This is a genomic window from Pseudomonas sp. 3JA (assembly GCF_036961705.1).
Classification (GTDB): domain Bacteria; phylum Pseudomonadota; class Gammaproteobacteria; order Pseudomonadales; family Pseudomonadaceae; genus Aquipseudomonas; species Aquipseudomonas fluorescens_Q.
Window position 1 is genome coordinate 13,766 of record NZ_JBAMDJ010000005.1, and the last position, 17,727, is coordinate 31,492.

16 protein-coding genes and 1 pseudogene are annotated in these 17,727 nt (G+C 60.2%); 2 read left to right on the forward strand and 15 right to left on the reverse strand.

What is annotated here, in order from left to right; all coding sequences use genetic code 11:
- Positions 1-65 precede the first annotated feature (65 nt).
- From V7773_RS05175 to V7773_RS05210, 8 genes are all read right to left on the reverse strand, one after another.
- A complete protein-coding gene (locus V7773_RS05175) occupies positions 66-914 on the reverse strand; it encodes a VOC family protein (RefSeq protein WP_092346120.1) in 849 nt (282 codons plus the stop codon).
- Between the two features lie 22 nt (positions 915-936).
- Positions 937-2,583: a bifunctional 3-(3-hydroxy-phenyl)propionate/3-hydroxycinnamic acid hydroxylase gene (locus V7773_RS05180; protein WP_336072546.1), complete on the reverse strand. Its 1,647-nt coding sequence runs from the start codon at positions 2,581-2,583 to the stop codon at positions 937-939.
- A gap of 21 nt (positions 2,584-2,604) precedes the next feature.
- Positions 2,605-3,426, reverse strand: coding sequence for an IclR family transcriptional regulator (locus V7773_RS05185; protein WP_336072547.1), 822 nt, complete (start codon positions 3,424-3,426; stop codon positions 2,605-2,607).
- Positions 3,427-3,428: 2 nt separating this feature from the next.
- A complete protein-coding gene (locus tag V7773_RS05190; RefSeq protein ID WP_336072548.1) occupies positions 3,429-4,280 on the reverse strand; it encodes a fumarylacetoacetate hydrolase family protein in 852 nt (283 codons plus the stop codon).
- A gap of 347 nt (positions 4,281-4,627) precedes the next feature.
- On the reverse strand, positions 4,628-6,076 hold the full coding sequence (locus V7773_RS05195) for a carotenoid oxygenase family protein (protein WP_336072549.1): 1,449 nt from the start codon (positions 6,074-6,076) through the stop codon (positions 4,628-4,630).
- 35 nt (positions 6,077-6,111) lie between these two features.
- Positions 6,112-7,293 (reverse strand): MFS transporter, encoded by a 1,182-nt coding sequence (locus tag V7773_RS05200; RefSeq protein WP_336072550.1) that lies wholly within the window; start codon positions 7,291-7,293, stop codon positions 6,112-6,114.
- Between the two features lie 55 nt (positions 7,294-7,348).
- On the reverse strand, positions 7,349-8,341 hold the full coding sequence (locus V7773_RS05205) for a SphA family protein (protein WP_336072551.1): 993 nt from the start codon (positions 8,339-8,341) through the stop codon (positions 7,349-7,351).
- A gap of 144 nt (positions 8,342-8,485) precedes the next feature.
- On the reverse strand, positions 8,486-9,106 hold the full coding sequence (locus V7773_RS05210; RefSeq protein WP_336072552.1) for a TetR/AcrR family transcriptional regulator: 621 nt from the start codon (positions 9,104-9,106) through the stop codon (positions 8,486-8,488).
- A 162-nt stretch (positions 9,107-9,268) separates the two neighbouring features.
- On the opposite strand from V7773_RS05210, the gene V7773_RS05215 reads away from it, so the two are divergent.
- Positions 9,269-9,709, forward strand: a complete 441-nt coding sequence (locus V7773_RS05215; protein WP_063320442.1) for a hotdog fold domain-containing protein — start codon at positions 9,269-9,271, stop codon at positions 9,707-9,709.
- A gap of 21 nt (positions 9,710-9,730) precedes the next feature.
- On the opposite strand, the gene V7773_RS05220 is transcribed toward V7773_RS05215, so the two are convergent.
- The gene (locus V7773_RS05220; protein ID WP_336072553.1) at positions 9,731-10,450 is read right to left on the reverse strand and encodes a helix-turn-helix transcriptional regulator; all 720 of its coding nucleotides are present in this window, start codon (positions 10,448-10,450) and stop codon (positions 9,731-9,733) included.
- Between the two features lie 14 nt (positions 10,451-10,464).
- On the opposite strand from V7773_RS05220, the pseudogene V7773_RS05225 reads away from it, so the two are divergent.
- A pseudogene (locus V7773_RS05225) lies at positions 10,465-10,788 on the forward strand (zinc-binding dehydrogenase); the annotation flags it as partial.
- 170 nt (positions 10,789-10,958) lie between these two features.
- Here V7773_RS05225 and V7773_RS05230 read toward each other — a convergent pair.
- The 6 genes from V7773_RS05230 to choW form a co-directional block, all read right to left on the reverse strand.
- Positions 10,959-11,873 (reverse strand): LysR substrate-binding domain-containing protein, encoded by a 915-nt coding sequence (locus V7773_RS05230; protein WP_336072554.1) that lies wholly within the window; start codon positions 11,871-11,873, stop codon positions 10,959-10,961.
- Between the two features lie 88 nt (positions 11,874-11,961).
- On the reverse strand, positions 11,962-13,098 hold the full coding sequence (locus tag V7773_RS05235; RefSeq protein WP_336072555.1) for a hybrid-cluster NAD(P)-dependent oxidoreductase: 1,137 nt from the start codon (positions 13,096-13,098) through the stop codon (positions 11,962-11,964).
- Between the two features lie 9 nt (positions 13,099-13,107).
- Positions 13,108-14,364: an aromatic ring-hydroxylating oxygenase subunit alpha gene (locus V7773_RS05240; protein ID WP_336072556.1), complete on the reverse strand. Its 1,257-nt coding sequence runs from the start codon at positions 14,362-14,364 to the stop codon at positions 13,108-13,110.
- A 137-nt stretch (positions 14,365-14,501) separates the two neighbouring features.
- Positions 14,502-15,440: a LysR substrate-binding domain-containing protein gene (locus V7773_RS05245; RefSeq protein WP_336072557.1), complete on the reverse strand. Its 939-nt coding sequence runs from the start codon at positions 15,438-15,440 to the stop codon at positions 14,502-14,504.
- A 31-nt stretch (positions 15,441-15,471) separates the two neighbouring features.
- Entirely contained in the window at positions 15,472-16,695 is a 1,224-nt protein-coding gene (choV, locus tag V7773_RS05250; RefSeq protein WP_336072559.1) for a choline ABC transporter ATP-binding protein, read from the reverse strand.
- Positions 16,692-17,540, reverse strand: coding sequence for a choline ABC transporter permease subunit (choW, locus tag V7773_RS05255; protein WP_336072560.1), 849 nt, complete (start codon positions 17,538-17,540; stop codon positions 16,692-16,694). The genes choV and choW overlap by 4 nt, the downstream gene beginning before the upstream one ends.
- Positions 17,541-17,727: the final 187 nt, after the last annotated feature.

Sequence of the window (17,727 nt, forward strand, 5' to 3'; positions counted from 1 at the left end):
ACCTTTGGAGGCAGGTGATCGCCTCGTTTAGAAATCAAGGGTGCAAACGCCGATGGGGAAATTGCTCAGCTCCTGATCCAGGCGCGGCCCCAGGAATTGAGTGTGTATTCCTCTTGTGCCCAGACGCCGGGCTGGCGGCTGGCATCGGTGACTTCCAGCTCAGCCGAGAACTCCAGGCGGTTGCGATCGGCATCGACCACCATGAAAAACAGGTTGTTGCCCGGCCCATGTCGGCCGGGCCCGAAGAAAATGGTGATGCGTTCCTTGGCGAAGCGATCACCCCAGTCGCGGATGTCATTCCATTCGTTGGTTTCGTAACAGTGGTGGTCCCACTCGTTTTTCGAACCACGGAAAAACGCCAAGGTGTGGTGCTCGTCGTCCGAGCGCAGGAAGCACGTCATGAGTTGGCCGGTCTGCTCATCCACGACGTTGTCCGAAACAGTGAAGCCCACCGTGTTGACGTAGAAATCGATCATGGCTTCCAGCTCCGTGGTCTGGAACACCACGTGTTGCAAGCGGCCGGGCATGCCTTGGCCCGAGGCCTGGAGAGCGGGGTGAGCGACGCCAAATATCGTTTGCCGGCCCTGGGGATCACGGATCAGGAAGGCCCCCGTTTCGAGCAGTGGCGAGTCGAGCTCTTCGATGAAACAGCCGTTGCCGAGCAGGCGAATCCGCAGTGCTTGCAGGCGAGGCTGACTGCCCAGGTCGAACGCCGCCGCGAGCAGGCCACTGTGGTCGGCGGGAGACACGAGCATGGCGCGTTGCGGGCCGCTGAGCATCCAGCTGCCGTCGGCTTGCGCCTGGCTGTCCATGTCCAGCATCCGTCGATAGAAATCGATTTGCCGTTGCGCGTCCTTGCTCGCCAGGTGCAGGTAGCACAGGCGTGCAGGTGTGGAAGTCTGGAGTGTTTGCATAACCACCTCTGTGCTTGAAGATTTAATGAAAGACGGGCGCGATGCTCGGCTCGGTTGCGCTGCGGTGGGCCGCGGCGATGCCGAACAGCGACTGCAACGATTCGGCGGCCGGGGTTTCGGTGGCCTTGTCGAAAATCGCGGCGATATAGCGATCCGGGCGCAGCAGCAGGAATGGGTGTGAATCGCCCAGCAGGGTTTTGAGCTGGCCTTCACGGTCCTGGAGCACCGTGCAGCCGGGGATCGACGGCATGGCCTGGACGGACGCGGGCAGGATCAGGATGCGCCTGGCTTCAAGGTGGCTCCAGAGGCCATGCTTGAGTTCATCGATACGTTGGCGGGTCGGGTCGCCGTATTGAATCAAGGCGAAGCCGGCGCCGATGGCGTCATCGAGCAGGCGTTCCTGGTCGTGGGCGTCGGTGAGCATCGGTTGCGGGAACATGTGTCCGCAGGACAACGTGCCTGCTTGTCCCTCGGTCAGCACCAGGCCCCGGGTGAAACGGGGTTTGGGCTTGAAGCGCATTTGCAGGAAATAATCGCGCAACGGCGGCAACAGGCCGATCAAGGCGAATGCCCCACTGATCAGGCGAGCGCGCAGGACGGTGGCCGGTGCCATGACCACGCCGAGGTTCAAGGCCAACTTGATCAATGCCCACGCATGATCACGACGCTCGCTTTCGTAGGACAGCAGTGCGCTTTCCGCCATTTTTCCCTTCAGCACGCCGACCAGCTTCCAGCCCAGGTTGTGGGCATCGCGAACGCCGCTGTTCATGCCTTGCCCGGCATAGGGCGGGGTCAGGTGAGCGGCGTCGCCGGCGAGAAACACCCGCTGCACCTGCCACCGCTCGGCGACCCGGGCATGGAAGGTGTAGACCGTCTTGCGCACGATGGAAACCGGCGCGTCACCCTTGAAGGGGCGCAGCAATGCTTGCAGACAGGTTTCGTCGAGCATCTGTTCGTCCGTTTCTCCGGGCTTGAGCAGGAACTCGAATCGGCGCGTACGGTGAGGGCCGGGCACTTCCACCACCGGACGCCTGGCGTCGCAATACACACGGGTCTGCCAGAAGGGGTCGTCGTCCTGGTCGGTATCGACCACCAGCCAGCGCGAGGAGAAGCTCGAACCGACCATCTCGATCCCGAGCTGCTTGCGCACCGGGCTACGGCCACCGTCGCAGGCCACCAGGTAAGCTGCGTGGACTTCCATCAGTTGCCCTTCGGCGTCACGCACCAGCGCGCATACGCCGTGTGGGTCCTGGGTGAATTCCACCAGCTCGTGGCTGAACCGAGCCGTCAGGCTGGCAAAACGTTCGAGGCCTCGCCTGAGGGTGTTTTCAAACAGCGGTTGGCGAAACGCGTTGCGCTTGGGGAAGCCATACAGCTTGCCGGTCGGCTCGACCTTGCCGAAGCAGCGACCGCCGGGCCGGGTGAAGTAATGCACGCCGTAGCCGGGCACGACATCACGCAGCACGGCGGCATCGAGCCCGATGGCCTGCATGGTGCGCAAGGACTCGTCATCGATTGAAACCGCCCGCGGCTCGCTCACGGTGCCCGGCTTGCGATCGATGATCAGGGTGTCCACATCGGCTTGGCCGAGCAGGTTGGCCAGGGTCAGCCCGGTAGGGCCAGCACCGATGACCAGGACCTGGGTGTTGATGCGTTTGAGGGTTGTCATTGTTATTCCCTTCCGGATGGCTCAGCCCAGTGGCTTGGCGCGGTTGGCGAGCGCAGCCATGCGTTGCGACAGTTCCTGCGCCAGGGCAAGGATCTGTTGCCCTTGTGTCTCTTCCTGGGCGCTGTCGCGTTCTCGTACCGGGCGCACGCAACTGATGCTGCCGACGACCTTGCCATCGCCGTCGAAGATCGGCGCGGCCAGGCCATAGACGCCCGCGTCGACTTCACCTGCGCTGGCCACATAGCCTTGGCGACGCAGTTGCTGCAACGAGCGACGAAACGCTTCCCAGGTCTGGCCAAGTTGACTGGCGCGCACTTCATTGGGGTGGTCGAGAAACAGTTGGCTGTGTTGGCGCGAGGTCATGTTGGCGAGGATCGCCTTGGACGTCGCTCCCAGGAACAAGGGCCTGGGTGAACCACGGGAGTAGCTGACCTCACTGAACAGGTCCCCGTGCTGGTGAATGCACACAACCTGGTCCTTGAACAGCCGGCAGATCAGCCACACCTGTTGTTCGCTCCACTGCGGGAAGCTGGGCTCAAGCGATTGCGCGGCGCGTACGAGGGGGTCGCTCAGGCGCAGTTGGCGGTCCCAGGTAATGATTCGCGCGCCCAGGGCATAACGCCCGGCTTCGACCTGGAACAACAGGTTGGCTTCGGCCAATTCGCGCACGTAGCGGTAGATCGTCGAACGGGTAAAACCCAGGGCGCCGCCCATGTCGTCCACCGCCCAGATCGGGCTCTGTTCGGTGAACAGGTCGAGTACCCGCAACATGCGCTCCAGGCTCGAGCCTTTGCTGTCGCCATCCGGCTCGGGCAGGGCGTCAGGGGTGTGTAGGTTTTCCATGCTTATTGCTCGTCCACGATGCTGTTGCGCAGGGTGCCGATTCGAGCGATCTCGATCTCGACTTCGTCGCCTGGTTTCATCCACACCGGCGGCTCGCGGAACGCCCCGACGCCGCCAGTGGTGCCAGTGACAATCACGTCACCGGGGGCCAGTTCGGTGAAGGTGGAGCAGTACTCGATCAGTTGGCGTACATCGAAAATCATGTCGCTGGTGCGGGTGTGCTGCATCACTTCGCCATTCAGGCGGGTGGTCAACTCCAGGTCCTGCGGATCGCCGATCTCGTCGCCGGTCACCAGCCAGGGGCCGAACCCACCGGTGTTCGGGAAGTTCTTGCCGGGGACGAACTGAATGGTGTGCTTCTGCCAGTCGCGGACACTGCCGTCGTTGTAGCAGGCATAACCGGCGACGTAGTCCAGCGCGTCGGCCTGTTTGACGTGACGGGCCGCTTTACCGATCACCACCGCCAGCTCGCCCTCGAAATCAAGTTTGTGGGACGCGGTCGGGCGAACGATGGGTTGCAGGTGGGCGGTCTGACTGTCGGCGAAGCGGGTAAAAATCATCGGATAGGTCGGCATTTCCCGACCGGTTTCGCGCACGTGGGTGGCGTAGTTGATGCCGATGCACAGCACTTTGCCCGGGTTCGGGATCACCGGCAGGAATGTCACGTCAGCCAAGGGGATACGCGGCAGGCCTACCAGGCGCGCAGGGCTCAGTTCGTTCAGGCGGTTGTGGCCGATGGCCTGTTTGAGATCGCTGCCAAGGGTTGGCTTGAGCGATTCCAGGTCGATGACTTGATCACCTTCGATCACACCGTAGCTGCGACGGCCTTGGACAATAAAGCTTGCGAGTTTCATGGGGGCTCCTGGAGAGAGGGAGGGTGCAATGAGGGTTAATCTAGTCTTGCTATAAAATCCTGTAAAGTAGGATTTATACAAAAATCCTAAAATATGGAATTTATGTATTTTTTGGCGAGGCTGTACCTTTGGCGGACCTGGGGAGCAGAGGGAGGGGAGGCAGGCAGCCACCGCAGATGGCAGGGGCCGCGAGAGGTGCGCAAAAGGCTCTGAACGTGTGGGAGCGAGCTTGCTCGCGATGAGGCCAGCCAAGTTCAATACTCATGTAACTGAACCGCCGCCATCGCGAGCAAGCTCGCTCCCACAGGGATTGTGCTTAATTGACGGGCATCAGGGCCCGATGCCAATCAATCGCTTGGTGCCCAGCAGCCATGCAGCGACATGCGCATCCGGAAGGGAATCCTGATCCGGGCAATGGGGCCGCTGGCCATGTCACGGGTGTCCAGCACCACCAGTTCATTGCGCCCTTCGGCAATGAGGTTGAGCATGGCAACCACGTAGCCATCGGCTTCCTCTGCATCCGCCGAGCGCGGTATGAAGATGGGTTCCTGGAAGCATCCGCTGTCGCCGGGAAACCAGGCGTCGGTGCGGCCTGTCTGCAGGTCCAGGTGCGCCAGCAGGTTGAAAAACTGGAAGGGCATCGGCCCATTCGCCGGGTTGTAAGGCCGCTCAGGATCAAAGGCGAGCAGGAACCCATGCCGGTATTTTCGACCGATGTAGCGATCATCACACCGTGGAAACTCGCAGGGATATGCCGTCAGTGGCTGCGGTTGAACGTCCTCCTGCGTGCCATTCAGGTCGAAGGTCCAGCGCATCAGGCTGGCGGCCAGGGTTTCAGGCGGTGGTACGTAGCCGTCGGCCTGGGGGAAGAAGTAGAAGATATTCCCGCCGGTGACCGGCATGTCCACATACACCTTGCCGTCCTCATCGAACGCATTGAGCGTATGCCCCTGGAAACCGTCCTTGGGCCCCTTGAACCAACGCACATCCTGCCCACGCCCGTTGCGCGGCACGATGGCGAACAGCTGGGGCAGGTCGGGTTGCCACTGGAAATGTGGCCCGCCGTTTTTCATGCGTTCGACGTCCACCGTCAACGGAATCAACGGGAACACGACGTAGCGTTCGGTCACCGCGAAATCATGCACCATCGCCGCATAAGGCGCCTGGAACCAGATCTCGTGCAGCAGCTTTCCGTCCGGCGAGATTTCGAAATAGGCCAGGTCGGGCGTGCCGTCGCCTTTGGCCTCATAACTGCAGGCCAGCAGGTTGCCTGTCACCGGATCGAGCTTGGGGTGGGCAGTGAACGTCGCGGCTTTGATCTGCCCGTCAAAGCTCCATTCGCCGAGGGTCTCCAGGGTTTCGAGGTCCATCGCCCAAGGCAGGGCATCTTCCTTGAGCGCCAACAGGACGCCGTTGTGAGGGATAACGGTGGTGTTGGCGGTGGTGTTGTTTTTCGCCGCGAGGGGGTCATTGGTGTAGACGTTTCGATAGACGCCGTTGAGCGAACGCCCTTCACGGCGCTGGGCCAGCAGGCGATCGGTTTTCACGTAGCGGCGTCGCATCGAGACTTTGCCATTGGCAAAGTTGAAGCGGCTAACCACGCCGTCGCCGTTGAAAAAAATGTCGTTACCCAGCATGGGGGGATACTGCGGGTCTGGCGCCACCTGATAAAAAGTCCCACAGATCGAAACAGGCAGGATGCCTTCGATCTCAAGATCGAACACCTCTGCTTCCACGCGGCTGGGCGTGTAGAGAGTACCGGAAAATTCAGGGGTTTGAGGGAATGGAATACTCATCAGGCAATCTCGTCAATGTGCGGGTTCGTTCAGGTTCAGGCCGATTGCGGGGACATCGCCGGTCCGGAAGGCTTCACGCCGCGGCGAAAGCGTGCAACGACCAGGCACGAGATCACCAAGGCTAGCAGATAGGCTGAGGCGGCCAGCCATCCGACCGCGCGCAAGTGTCCCTCGCCCACGACCAGTGCGGCGCCAAACGGGCCGAGTCCCTGGCCGATGAAAATCGCAGCGTTACCCAGGCCTGCCAATCGGCCGGAAGGGTCCAGTTCCGCTGCCATGGAAAGCAGGTAGGGCAGGCTGAAAAACCAGACCATATGGATCAGGCAGGCCGTGGTGATAAAGGCAACGGGGCTGGTGCCATAGACCATGATCAAGGTCGCCAGCAATGCCGTGCCGAAGCTCAACAGTTGCGGAAACAGTAGGCCCAGGCGTCGTCCGATCAGCCCGGCCAGCCCAGCGCCAAGGGCACCGGCAAGGATGCTGCCGCCGAGGATGCCGCCAATCTGCTGGGGCTCCAGGCCGATGTTCCTGCCGATGCGTTCCTGGTACACCCACAGGGCGGAGTGGCCGAAGAACAGCAGGGCAAATAGCAGGATCAACAGCATCGCGGTGAGACCGAATGGCTGGGTCGAGCCATTGGCCGCGCGATGTGCTTGCGGGTAGCGCTTGGGCACTCTCCAGCAACCCAGCGCCGCGAGCACGCTGGTGATCGCCAACAGGGAAAACGCGCCATTCACACCAAATGCTTGAAGGACCAGCGGCATGGAGGTCACCAGCAGCATGCCCCACAGCAGGTTGCCGATGTTGATGACCGCGAAGGTCGCATCCTTGGATGTACGCAGCGCTGCGGTGGCATAGACCACCGCCATGACCGCGCCGCCGCTGGCGCCGCAGATCATCCTGGAAATGACCAGTCCGGCCTGGCTGTGCAGTTGTGTGCTGGCCAGGTTACCCAATGCCAGGATCAACAAGGCCACCAGGGCGAAGCGACGCCGGTCGACGCTCGCCATGAACAGGGCGCAGACCCCGCAAGCGATGGCCATCGCCATGAGTTCAGCGGCGAAAAGAGCGCCGATTGCATTGAGCGGCAGGCCGAGTTGGTCAATCAAGGCACCGCCCAGGATCGGTTGGATCTGCAGTGTTCCCAGGGAAATGACCATCATCAGGCAGATGGCGCCCAGTGATTTTTTGCTGTCGATGGAGTCGAGTGCGTTCATGAAGCATCACCTCAGGTAAAGAGCCCGCTCATGCGTGAGCTGGCCTACACGTCAATCAGAACTTGTGGACGTAGCGAACCTGCACCTGGTAATCCGCTCGGGAGCGATTCTCGACGCCGGTTTCTTTATAGGTGTTGAGCCAGAAGGCTTTGTCTTCGGTGATTTTCCAGAACAGGCCCGGGCCAAAGCCCAGCACCTTTTCCCGGGAGTCGGTCAGGGTGTTGCCGTTGACCTTGTCATCCGAGATCTGCCGGAAGTAGTAGCCGTTGATGCCGACCGAGACCTTCGGGAACACTTCGTACGAGGCGGTGAAGTTGGCCCATGCCGACTGTCCTGACTGGGTGTCGCGCACCGCTTGCCCTTCAAAGAACTGCTGCGAACTGCTCGCCGGATCGTCGTTCTTGAAGTTGTACAGATAGTTCAGTCGCCAACTCACCTCCCAGCGGGGTGCCGGCATCCAGGTCGCTGCCCAGTAGGGGTTCAGGGAGAAGTGGTTGGAGCCAGGGTTCAGGTCTTTATCTTTGTCGTACTTGCCTGTTGGCAGGATGGTGTCGAAGGCCATGCGCTGCACGAAAACCGGCCGGCCGCTGGCGTCGACGATCGGATCGAACTGGATCTGTGGCCCGACCGTGACATCGCCCAGGCCGGTAGCGTTGTCCTTGAGCTTGGCGCCGTTGTCGCCGAAGTCGCCGTCCAGGGAAACGACGGGTACCAACAGGCTCCAACCCAGGTGTGCCCCTCCCGCGAAGGTGTCGGGTGAGTAGTAGCTCAACTGATTGATCATCGTGATGACGTTGATCTTCGGGTCATCGAAGGCGCCGTTTTTCTTGCCGCCGTTGGTCCTGATGCTGCTGGCGGTGCTGAACTTCAGGTAGGTCTGGTGAGTCAGCCCGGGTGGCCCCGCAAACCCGTCGTAGAAGCTGGTGCCGCCCAGGTTGATACCGCTGGGTTGGCTTACGGAAGGTGGAGGAGGGCCATCGGCGGCATGGGCGGCAAATGACGCGAAGCTGAGTGCCAGGCACGCTGGCAGGGATTTGGTCGGGCTCATTGAAGTGGCTCTATTCTTGGAATTGTGAGCGGGGGAATGTCCCCTGGCACTTCGACTTTAAGTCCCGGTGGTGGGTGATGCTTGAGCGCAACGGCCAGAGTTGACTGGGAGCGCCATGAACCGGGAGAAACCCGAGCGAGTTGCTCAGCCGCCAGCGCCAACGGCGCGCCAGGCCGCCTCGGCCAGTTGCTGCCGGTAGAGCTCAGGGCTGCGTTTGACGCGGGCCGAGAGCCAGGCGCGGCAATAGCTCTCCGCCGAACCGATGATCAATGACGGAATCAGCTCAAAAGGCAGGTCCTGCAAATCCTGCTGGTGGGCAGGGTCGCTGAACCATTGCTTGAGCGCGGCGTTCCTGGCGGTATTCGCTTCGGCGAGCCGCTCGTTGAAGCTGCTGCGTGCGACCGCAAAGCGAGCCTGGTATTGGAACCGCGCCCAATCGGGTTGGCTGACCACCCAATCCACGTAGCTGAACACCAAGGCCTGGACCCATTCCCTGGTCGACGTGACAGCGCTGAGGTAGCTGTCCCTGAGCCGTGCCTGGTCATCCAGGGCGGTCATGTACAGCGCCGCGACCAAACCTTCCTTGTTATCGAAATGGTGATAGATAGCCCCCACGCTCATCTGGCTTTCGGCCCGGATGATGTCGATGGTGGTCGCTTCTATGCCCTGTTGATTGAACAGCGCCAGGGCACATCGCAGGATATGCCGCTTGGACTCGGCACGGCGCCCTGGGTAGCAGCGCTCGAGAAGATCGACAGGTTCCATTTTTCGGCCCAGGCAAAAGGGGCCATGGTAATTGAAACGACGGCTAGGCACGAGCGATTGACAGGGTGGACATTTACAGAATATTGTTCTGTAACAGAGTAATATTCTGTAATTGAGTGATGTTCTGTCCATGACTTCAATCCACCTGACCAGAGATCCCCCATGAGCCAGACTCTCAGCATGTACCAAAGCGTTGGCCCGTCCGCCTTCAGCAATATGGCCTGCCAGATGGCACCGTACTTCGGCACCATCAACCCGGAAATTTCGGTGTTGGCCCCCGGCCGCAGTGAGGTGAAGGTGCCGTTCCGCAAGGAAATCACCAATCACCTGGCGTCCGTTCACGCGATCGCGTTGTGCAACGCGGCAGAACTGGCGGGCGGCATGATGACCGAGGTGTCTATCCCTGGCGGGGCTCGTTGGATTCCCAAAGGCATGACTGTCGAATACCTGGCCAAGGCCAAGACGTCCATCCACGCGATTGCCGACGGCAGCGACATCGACTGGCAGACTTCGGGTGACAAGATTGTTCCGGTCGAAATCTTCGACGAGGCAGGGGTGAAGGTCTTTACGGCGCGCATTACCATGAATGTGAAAGTCGGCTAGATCGCCTCGTCATCCGCCGCTTCAGGCTGGGGCGGCGGATCGACGGGCGGTCTGGCGCTCGCGCCGCCATTGCCCAGGTGATACGCCTATGGCGGCTTTGAATGCGCGGCTCAGTGCGATGTCGCTGCCGTACCCCGTCTGCTGCGCCGCGACCGCGATCGAGTGGCCAGCAGCGAGGAGGAGCTTGGCACGGTAGATCCGCCATGTCGTGATGTAGGTCAGCGACGGCACTCCGACGACGGACCTGAACAGGGCCGCGAACGTGGAGCGTGACATCCCGGCGTCACGGGCGAGTTGCTCCAGCGTCCACGGGCGGGTCAGATCGGCGTGAATCCTTTGCAGCGTCTGCGCCAGTTGGCGATGAGTCAGTCCGGCGAGCCAGCCCTCGGGCAAATTGCCCGCCGAATTGGCCCAGGTGCGGATCGCCTGGATGAACAGCACGTCGAGTAGCCGGCCGACGACATAGGCACTGCCAAGCGATGCTTGTGCTTCCTCCGCCCCGATCTGCTCAAGGATCGAGAGCATTCGCCCTGCGTCGGACTTCGGCAACGCGATATGGACGACATCAGGCAATAGTGCCGACAAGGGCTCGCCCGCGGTGTGGTCGAACGTGAACAACGCCGAGAAGAACTCGAACGCTTCGCCGTCCTCGCCGAACGACACTGTCTCGCCAGTCACATGATCGGCGATCTCCCAGCAGGGCACCGCAATTCGCTGCGGCGCATCACCCAATATGCCCATGAGGGCGCGGCGTCGACTGCGTGGTCGAGGTCGGTGGCCCCGGTACCTTCGCCCAGTCCCTCAAAGTGGTTGCGCTTAGCGGCCAAGTGTCGATGGTTGGTGTGCTGGCGGAGGGCGAGATGCCTGGCTATCTCGACATGTTCCTGACTTTTGCGCGATTCCAGACGATTGCGACCGGCAACCGCCAGGACCTGGAAAACGTGATCGCCGCCGTTGCACAAAATGGCATCCGTCCGGTGATCGACAGCCGCTTCACCTTCGACGAAGGCAAGGCCGCGTTCGAGCATCTTGCCAAGCGCAATGTGTTTGGCAAGGTCGTCATCCTCAACGAAGCCTGAGGAATCCGGAAGGCGACTGTAACCGCGTCGGGGCGACGCGCCTGCACCCTATCAATGCCAGGCGTACATGACTGGCAAGTGATGACAGCTCGTTCGTGACCGGCATTGATCTTCCTGACGATGGCAGCCTGGGGCAGGTGTAGGGGCCATCCTTGGCCCATGACAATCACTCAAACGTCGCCCGTCTCCGCCAGATGCGCCATCAGCCACTGACGGAAGCGGTTGACGCTTTGTCTGTTCGGCGCACGGCCTTGGGGTTCCAGCAGGCAGAACTGCGCGTTGGTACGCAGGATGGCTTGCGTCGGCCGCACCAGGTTGCCGGTTTGCAAGTGATTGCTGAGCAGGCCCGACCAGGCCAAGGCAATTCCCTGGCCAGCCAGTGCCGACTGGATCAACATGGAGTAGCTGTTGATGTTGATGCGCCGCCGAGGTTCTGGCGCCTGGTAGCCAAGGCGTTGGAACCATTCCTTCCAGCCAATCCAGTCGCGGTGCTGGTCTTCAAGCCATAACCAGGTGCATCCACCCAACTGCTCCAGCGTCTCGATCCCTGGATGCTGCGTCAGATAGGCAGGGCTGCATACCGGGAAAATTTCTTCGTTGAACAACGGCGTGACTTTCATGTTTTTTGGCGGCGTGCTGCAGTAATAGAGCGCCAGGTCACAGTCCAGCCGGGAAAAGTCGCTGACTTGATCCGTCGCGATAATGCGCAGGTCAATCTCTTCATTCTGGCGCTGGAACTCCGATACAAGCGGCAGCAGCCACAATGAGGCCATCGCCGTACTGGTGACGACAGTGACCTGCTGCGCGCCTTGCCAATGGCGCATTCCCGCGGTGGCCTGGGCGATTTGCTGCAACGTATCGCGGATGCTCTCGTAATACTGGCTGCCCGAGACAGTGAGGTTGATTTCCCGCGTCGTGCGGGTGAACAGCGCCGTGCCCAAATAATCTTCGAGCAAGCGTATCTGGCGGCTGATGGCGCCTTGGGTGACGTTCAGTTCGCGTGCCGCCACGGTGAAGCTCAAGTGGCGGGCGGCGGCCTCGAATGCCACCAGGCTGTTGAGGGGCGGCAAGGGTTGCAGTTTCATCAGGCTGGGCCACTGTCTTATTAGGGGTAAGCGCACGGAGATTGTGCAGAAGCCAGTGTGCAGTGACTACCTTATTCGCGATGCAAGGCTAAAGATCAAGGACCAGGTCAGAAGTGGGCTTGCTGCAGCACAGCAAACGCAGGCCTTTGTCGATTTCCCGTTGCCTGATACCGCCGTTGTGGTTCATCTCGACCGTACCCTGTAGCAGGGCGGTCTTGCAGGTGCCGCAAACGCCCTGGCTGCAGGAGGAGGGCACGATGGCGCCGGCTTTCTTGGCGGCAGACAGCACGGTCTGATTGGCCGGCATGCTGAACGTCTTCCCCGAGCGCGACAAGGTTACCGTGAACACCTCCTGCTGATCGAGGGAAGGGGCTTGCTCGAGCAACGGTTCCTCGTTCAGCTCGGTGATGTCGAAGCTTTCCTGATGATAGTGGGCGAAATCGAACGCCGCTTCCCTGAGCAGCGACTTGACCGCTTCCATGTAGCCCTGGGGACCACAGGTAAAGATTTCCCGTTCCTTGTAGTCCGGCACTTGCTGGCTCAGCAACGGCAAATCGAGCCGGCCTGTCGGTTGCTGCCATTGAACGGTGTCGCCAAGCCCTTCGCACACACTGATGACCCGCAGTCCCGGCATGGCGGCCTGCATGCGCGTTAACTCCGCGTGGAAGATGATGTCGGTGGGCGTGCGGGCGCTGTGTACAAAAACGATGTCGAGGTTGCCGGCCATGTCGCAGGCGGCCCGGGTCATCGACATTAAGGGCGTCACACCCGAGCCGGCCGACAGGTACAGCAACTTGCTTGCAGGATGACCGACCGGTGTAAAGCTGCCTGCCGGGCCGGATGCCTTCAGGCTGTCGCCGGGCTTGAGGTGGTCATGCAACCAGTTCGACACTGCGCCGCCCGGCACGCGCTTGACGGTAATGGAAAACGCAAAGGGCCGGGTCGGGGAGGACGACAGGGTGTAGCAACGGAAGAGGGTCTGCCCGCCAATGACCGGCGAGATCGTGATGAATTGACCGGGCTCGAAACTCAGGGCGCTGAAGTCCGCACAACGAAAAATGAAGGTTTTTACGTCATGGGTTTCCTGGCGCACAGCGCAGCACTGCAGGGTTTTTTGTTCTCCGCTGTGCCACTGCGAGCCGAACGTGCTCCAGGTTGTCGAGTCGGTAAACCGTTGGACTGCATGGGGGCTGGCAGGGCGTATCAGGTTTTCGTAAGTCGTCATGTTCATTCCTCACACGCCGTGGGCGGCCAGACGCGCCGCGTACCAGCGAGAGAACTGGTCGACATAGGTTTCGGTGAAGGCCGAGAAGGGCCCGGGCGTGTAGGCAGGATCCTGGGTGCCGCTGTGGGTGATGCCGACGAGGTTGGCGTCCTGCAGGTTGGTCGCTGCCCAGACTTCGGTCAGCTTATCCACCTGGTAGTCGACGCCTTCGACGGCATCGGCATGGACCAGCCATTTGGTGCGCACCAGGGTTTTATCGGGTGCCAGCGGGATGATGTAGGAGATCACGGCGTGATCGCTCATGACATGGGTCCAGGAGTTGTGCGTCCAAAGATGCACGTCGCCCAAGTCGCGACGGGTGAGGTCGCCAAACAGTCGGGTACACGCCACGCGGGTGTCCAGGGTCTGGGATTCGCCATTGCCGGCAATGGCCAGTCGCTGCGAGCGGAATTGGGTCACGGCGTCTTCACCCAGGTGTTCGACGGCATCGCAGATATAGCCTTCGCGCTCCCAGTTGGCCTTGGTCTCGGCATTGCGACGGTGATACTCGGCCAGTGCCTGAAGTGAATCCTCGCCCAGCCCATCGGTGCAGAAACCGAAATCTTCGGGCAGGAAAGACGCGGTCAATTCCGGGTGGGTGGCGGCGCAGTGGTAACACTCGCGGTTATTCTCGATCACCAGTTTCCAATTGCCGTTCTCGATGATTTCCGATTCGTAGGCGATCTTTGAGTGGGCAATGTCGTATTGGGCGAAACGCGGCGTCATGACCTGGTCAAGGTACAGGATGTCTTCTGGTGGTTCGTCGCCCAGGCAGACGAAGACATGGGTGCCGATGACCCGGGTGTGAACAGGGAGCAGGCTTTTGCATTTAGGGTCGAAGTCCTTGCCCATGTGTGCCGCATGTTTCAGGCTGCCATCCAGGTCGTAGCTCCATTGGTGGTAGGGGCAGACCAGCATGCCCACGGTCGACTTGCCAGCCTGTTTCAGGCGAGCCCCGCGGTGACGGCAGACATTGCGAAACGCCTGCACCTGCTCGTCATCATCGCGCACCAGGAGGATGGATGATTTACCGATATCAAGGGTGGAGACATCACCGGGTTCGGGAACATCGCTGGTGACACCCACCAGAATCCAATGTTTGGTGAAGAAGACATCGACGTCGGTTTCAAAAATATCCTGGCGACCAAACAAGCCGCCTGGCATGCCATGGCCGGGCGTGCGGTTGGCCAAGAGTTCACGATGGGGCTTCACGGCATTGACTGTCATTATAGGTCTCGCTCACATTCAAATTGATCAGGCGGCGAGTAGAGTTTGGAAAGGTGGAGTAAGACCGTCAACGCGCTTTATTTTCACGCTCGCATAACTTTGCGTTATGCCTGAATTTTTAATTTAGTCGTTCATTATCAGTTGGTTATATAACTGTCATCGCGCAGCCAATCGACCAGTGCCTGGGTGATCGGCTCAAGTTTCCGACCGCTCGGAATTACCAGGTAATAAGCGTCTTTTGGCTTGACCACGTAGGGCGTGATTCTGATCAGTTCACCACTGCTGAGGCGGTGCGCGATCAGCCGACTCCATCCCAGTGCAATACCATGGCCTTGAATGGCCGCCTGGATCGCGTCGTTGTAGGAACTGCAGCGAAATGAATAGTTGAGCTTGGGGCGCATGTCACCCAGTTCCCGGCACCAACGGTTCCAGGTCATCCAGCCTTCAAGGGTGGAGTCGGAGTCAATCAGCGCGGTGTCCAGAAAATCGCTAATGGATGAAGGTGCCGGATTGGCGGCGAGCCAGGCTGGCGAGCAAACGGGAAACACTTCTTCATCGAACAGGAAAACCGAACTGCCATCCTCCCATTTTCCATTGCCGAAACGGATGGCCAGGTCGACGTCATCCCGGTATGAACTTGGCGAGGTCTGCTGCGTCATCAAGCGCAGTTTCAACTTCGGTTGCAGGGTACGCAGAGCGATCAACCGGGGGAGTATTCTCAAATGAGAAAACGCTTCCGTGCAGGCGATGGTGATCTCCTGTTCACCAATGCCCTCGGCAATTTTGTCGAAGACACTGGCCATGCGATGAATGGACTCAGCGACCACCAGATGCAGGACATAGCCTTCGTGAGTCAACTTGATCGCCCGATGAAGTCGATGGAACAGCTTGGTCCCCAGGGCATCTTCCAACAACCGGATTTGTTTGCTGACGGCTGCCTGGGTCACGCCCAGCTCTTGGGCGGCCAGGGTGAAACTGGCCAGCCGCGCCACGGCTTCGAATTCCAGCAACGCCGTCATCGACGGTATCAACCGCCGATAGCCCTTGACCTTTTTATCGATATCGCTGGGTTGCATAGGTGTGGTTCCGACGCCGTTGCCTGGTGAATCAAGCCACTGAAGATTCTCTTGCAGGTTCAGAAGGTGCGGGCTGTGACAGGTTGTGCCCCAGCAGTGCCCGATACAGTTCACCGTCGCCCAATACGCCCAGGACTGTACCGGCCTCGTCCTGCACGATCAGTGGATGGCCCGTTTCGTAGCGAATCTGCAGGGCGTGGCGCATGGTGGTCGTCGACGGCACGCAAGTGGGCTGTCGGGCCAAGGTCTCGATTTTCTCGATCGGATTCCATGATTGGACATGGGCGGTTGTGGCGCCTTTTCGAGCACTGGCCAAATGACGCTGCGGGTTCACCACCATCCACAGGTTCTGAGCTGTATCCAGGCAGTATTCGTCGCGGGCAAAAACGCACTGGTCCAGCGGGGTCATCAAGCTTTTCGCACACAGCACATTCAACGGGTTGGTGTGGGCGACGAAGTTGCGCACGTAATCGTCGGCCGGGTTCAGCACGATCTCCTCGGGTTTGCTGTACTGGATGATCTTGCCGTCTTTCATGATGGCGATACGCGTGCCCAGCTTCAGGGCTTCGTCCAGGTCATGGCTGACGAAGACGATGGTCTTGTGCAATTTGCGCTGCAAATCGAGCAACTCATCTTGCAGGCCCTGGCGGATCAGCGGGTCGAGTGCCGAAAACGGTTCGTCCATCAGCAGGATGTCGGCGTCCATCGCCAGGGCGCGGGCCAGGCCGACTCGTTGCTGCATGCCGCCGGACAACTCGTCAGGCTTCTTGTTGCGCCATTGGGTCAGGCCCACCAGTTCGAGTTTTTCATCCACCAGCTTGCGCCGTTCCTTCTCGGGACGGCCCTGCATTTCCAGACCGAAGCTGATGTTCTCGCGCACCGTCAGCCAGGGCATCAGGGCGAACTTTTGGAATACCATGGCGATGCGCTGGGTGCGCATCATCTTCAGTTCAGCGGGGGTGCAGGAGGCGATGTCGATCTGCCGGCCTTCGTGTTCGACGAACAGCTTGCCGCGGCTGACGGTGTTCAGGCCGTTGATGCAGCGCAGCAGGCTGGATTTGCCGGAGCCGGACAGGCCCATCAGTACGCAGATCTCGCCTTTGTTGATCTCCAGGTTGGCTTTTTCCACGCCGACGATCAAACCGGTTTTCTGAAGAATCTCTGGACGGGAAAAACCGTGGTCGAGTAGATCCAGGGCGGGTTTCGGACGGGTAGAGAAAATGACGTCAACGTCTTCAAAACGGATGATGCTCATACGTCACCTCTTTTCAGGGTTTCACGTTGCTTGCAGATGCGGTCGAGCGTGATCGCCAGCAGCACGATCGCCAGGCCCGCTTCAAAACCCATCGAGATATCGGCGGTGTTCAGCGCATTGACCACGGGTTTGCCCAGGCCGTCGGCACCCACCAGTGCGGCGATCACCACCATGGAAAGCGACAGCATGATGCACTGGGTGATGCCGGCGGCGATGCTGGGCATGGCGTGGGGCAATTCGATGCGCGCCAACAACTGGCGGCGCGAACAGCCAAAGGCCTTGCCGGCATCCATCAACTCTTCGGGCACGTCACAGATGCCCAGGTAGGTCAGGCGAATAGGGGCGGCGATGGCGAATACCACGGTGGATATCAGGCCTGGAACCACACCCAGGCCGAAGAGCGTCAGGGTAGGAATCAGATAGACGAAGGTGGGCACGGTCTGCATCAGGTCGAGGACTGGCCGCAAGACCGCATAGAACCAGGGGCGATGTGCCGCGACGATGCCCAGCGGTACGCCGATGACCACGCAGACGAGCGTGGCGAAGGTCACTTGGGCGAGGGTCTCCATGGTCTCCTGCCAGTAGCCGAGATTGAATATCAGCAGGAACGAGAGGGCCACGAAGAGGGTGAGGCTCATCTTGCGTTGGATGTAATGGGCAAGCAGGACAAATACAGCGATCAACACCAAGGGGTTGAACCAAAGGAGCGCGCTGGTCAATGCGGTGATGACGCCAGACAAGGACAGCGATATGGCGTCGAAAATACCTGCGCCATGTTGAGTCAACCATTCGACATACCGGGCGATGTATTCGCCCAGTGGAAGTTTCTCTTGTGTAATCCACATATCACTAATCCGGCTGATGGAAAGAAACAGCACGCCAGCAACCGCCCGGGCGCAGCTCCGTGTGCCAGGTTCCAGGCAACACAAAACGACTGCGCGGGGCGTCGCGTGAGCAGTTATCGAAGTTTGGGCAGGGGATGAGTAACGGAAGACGCGTGTATCAAAACCGGTCGCCCCGGCATTCTTTGGC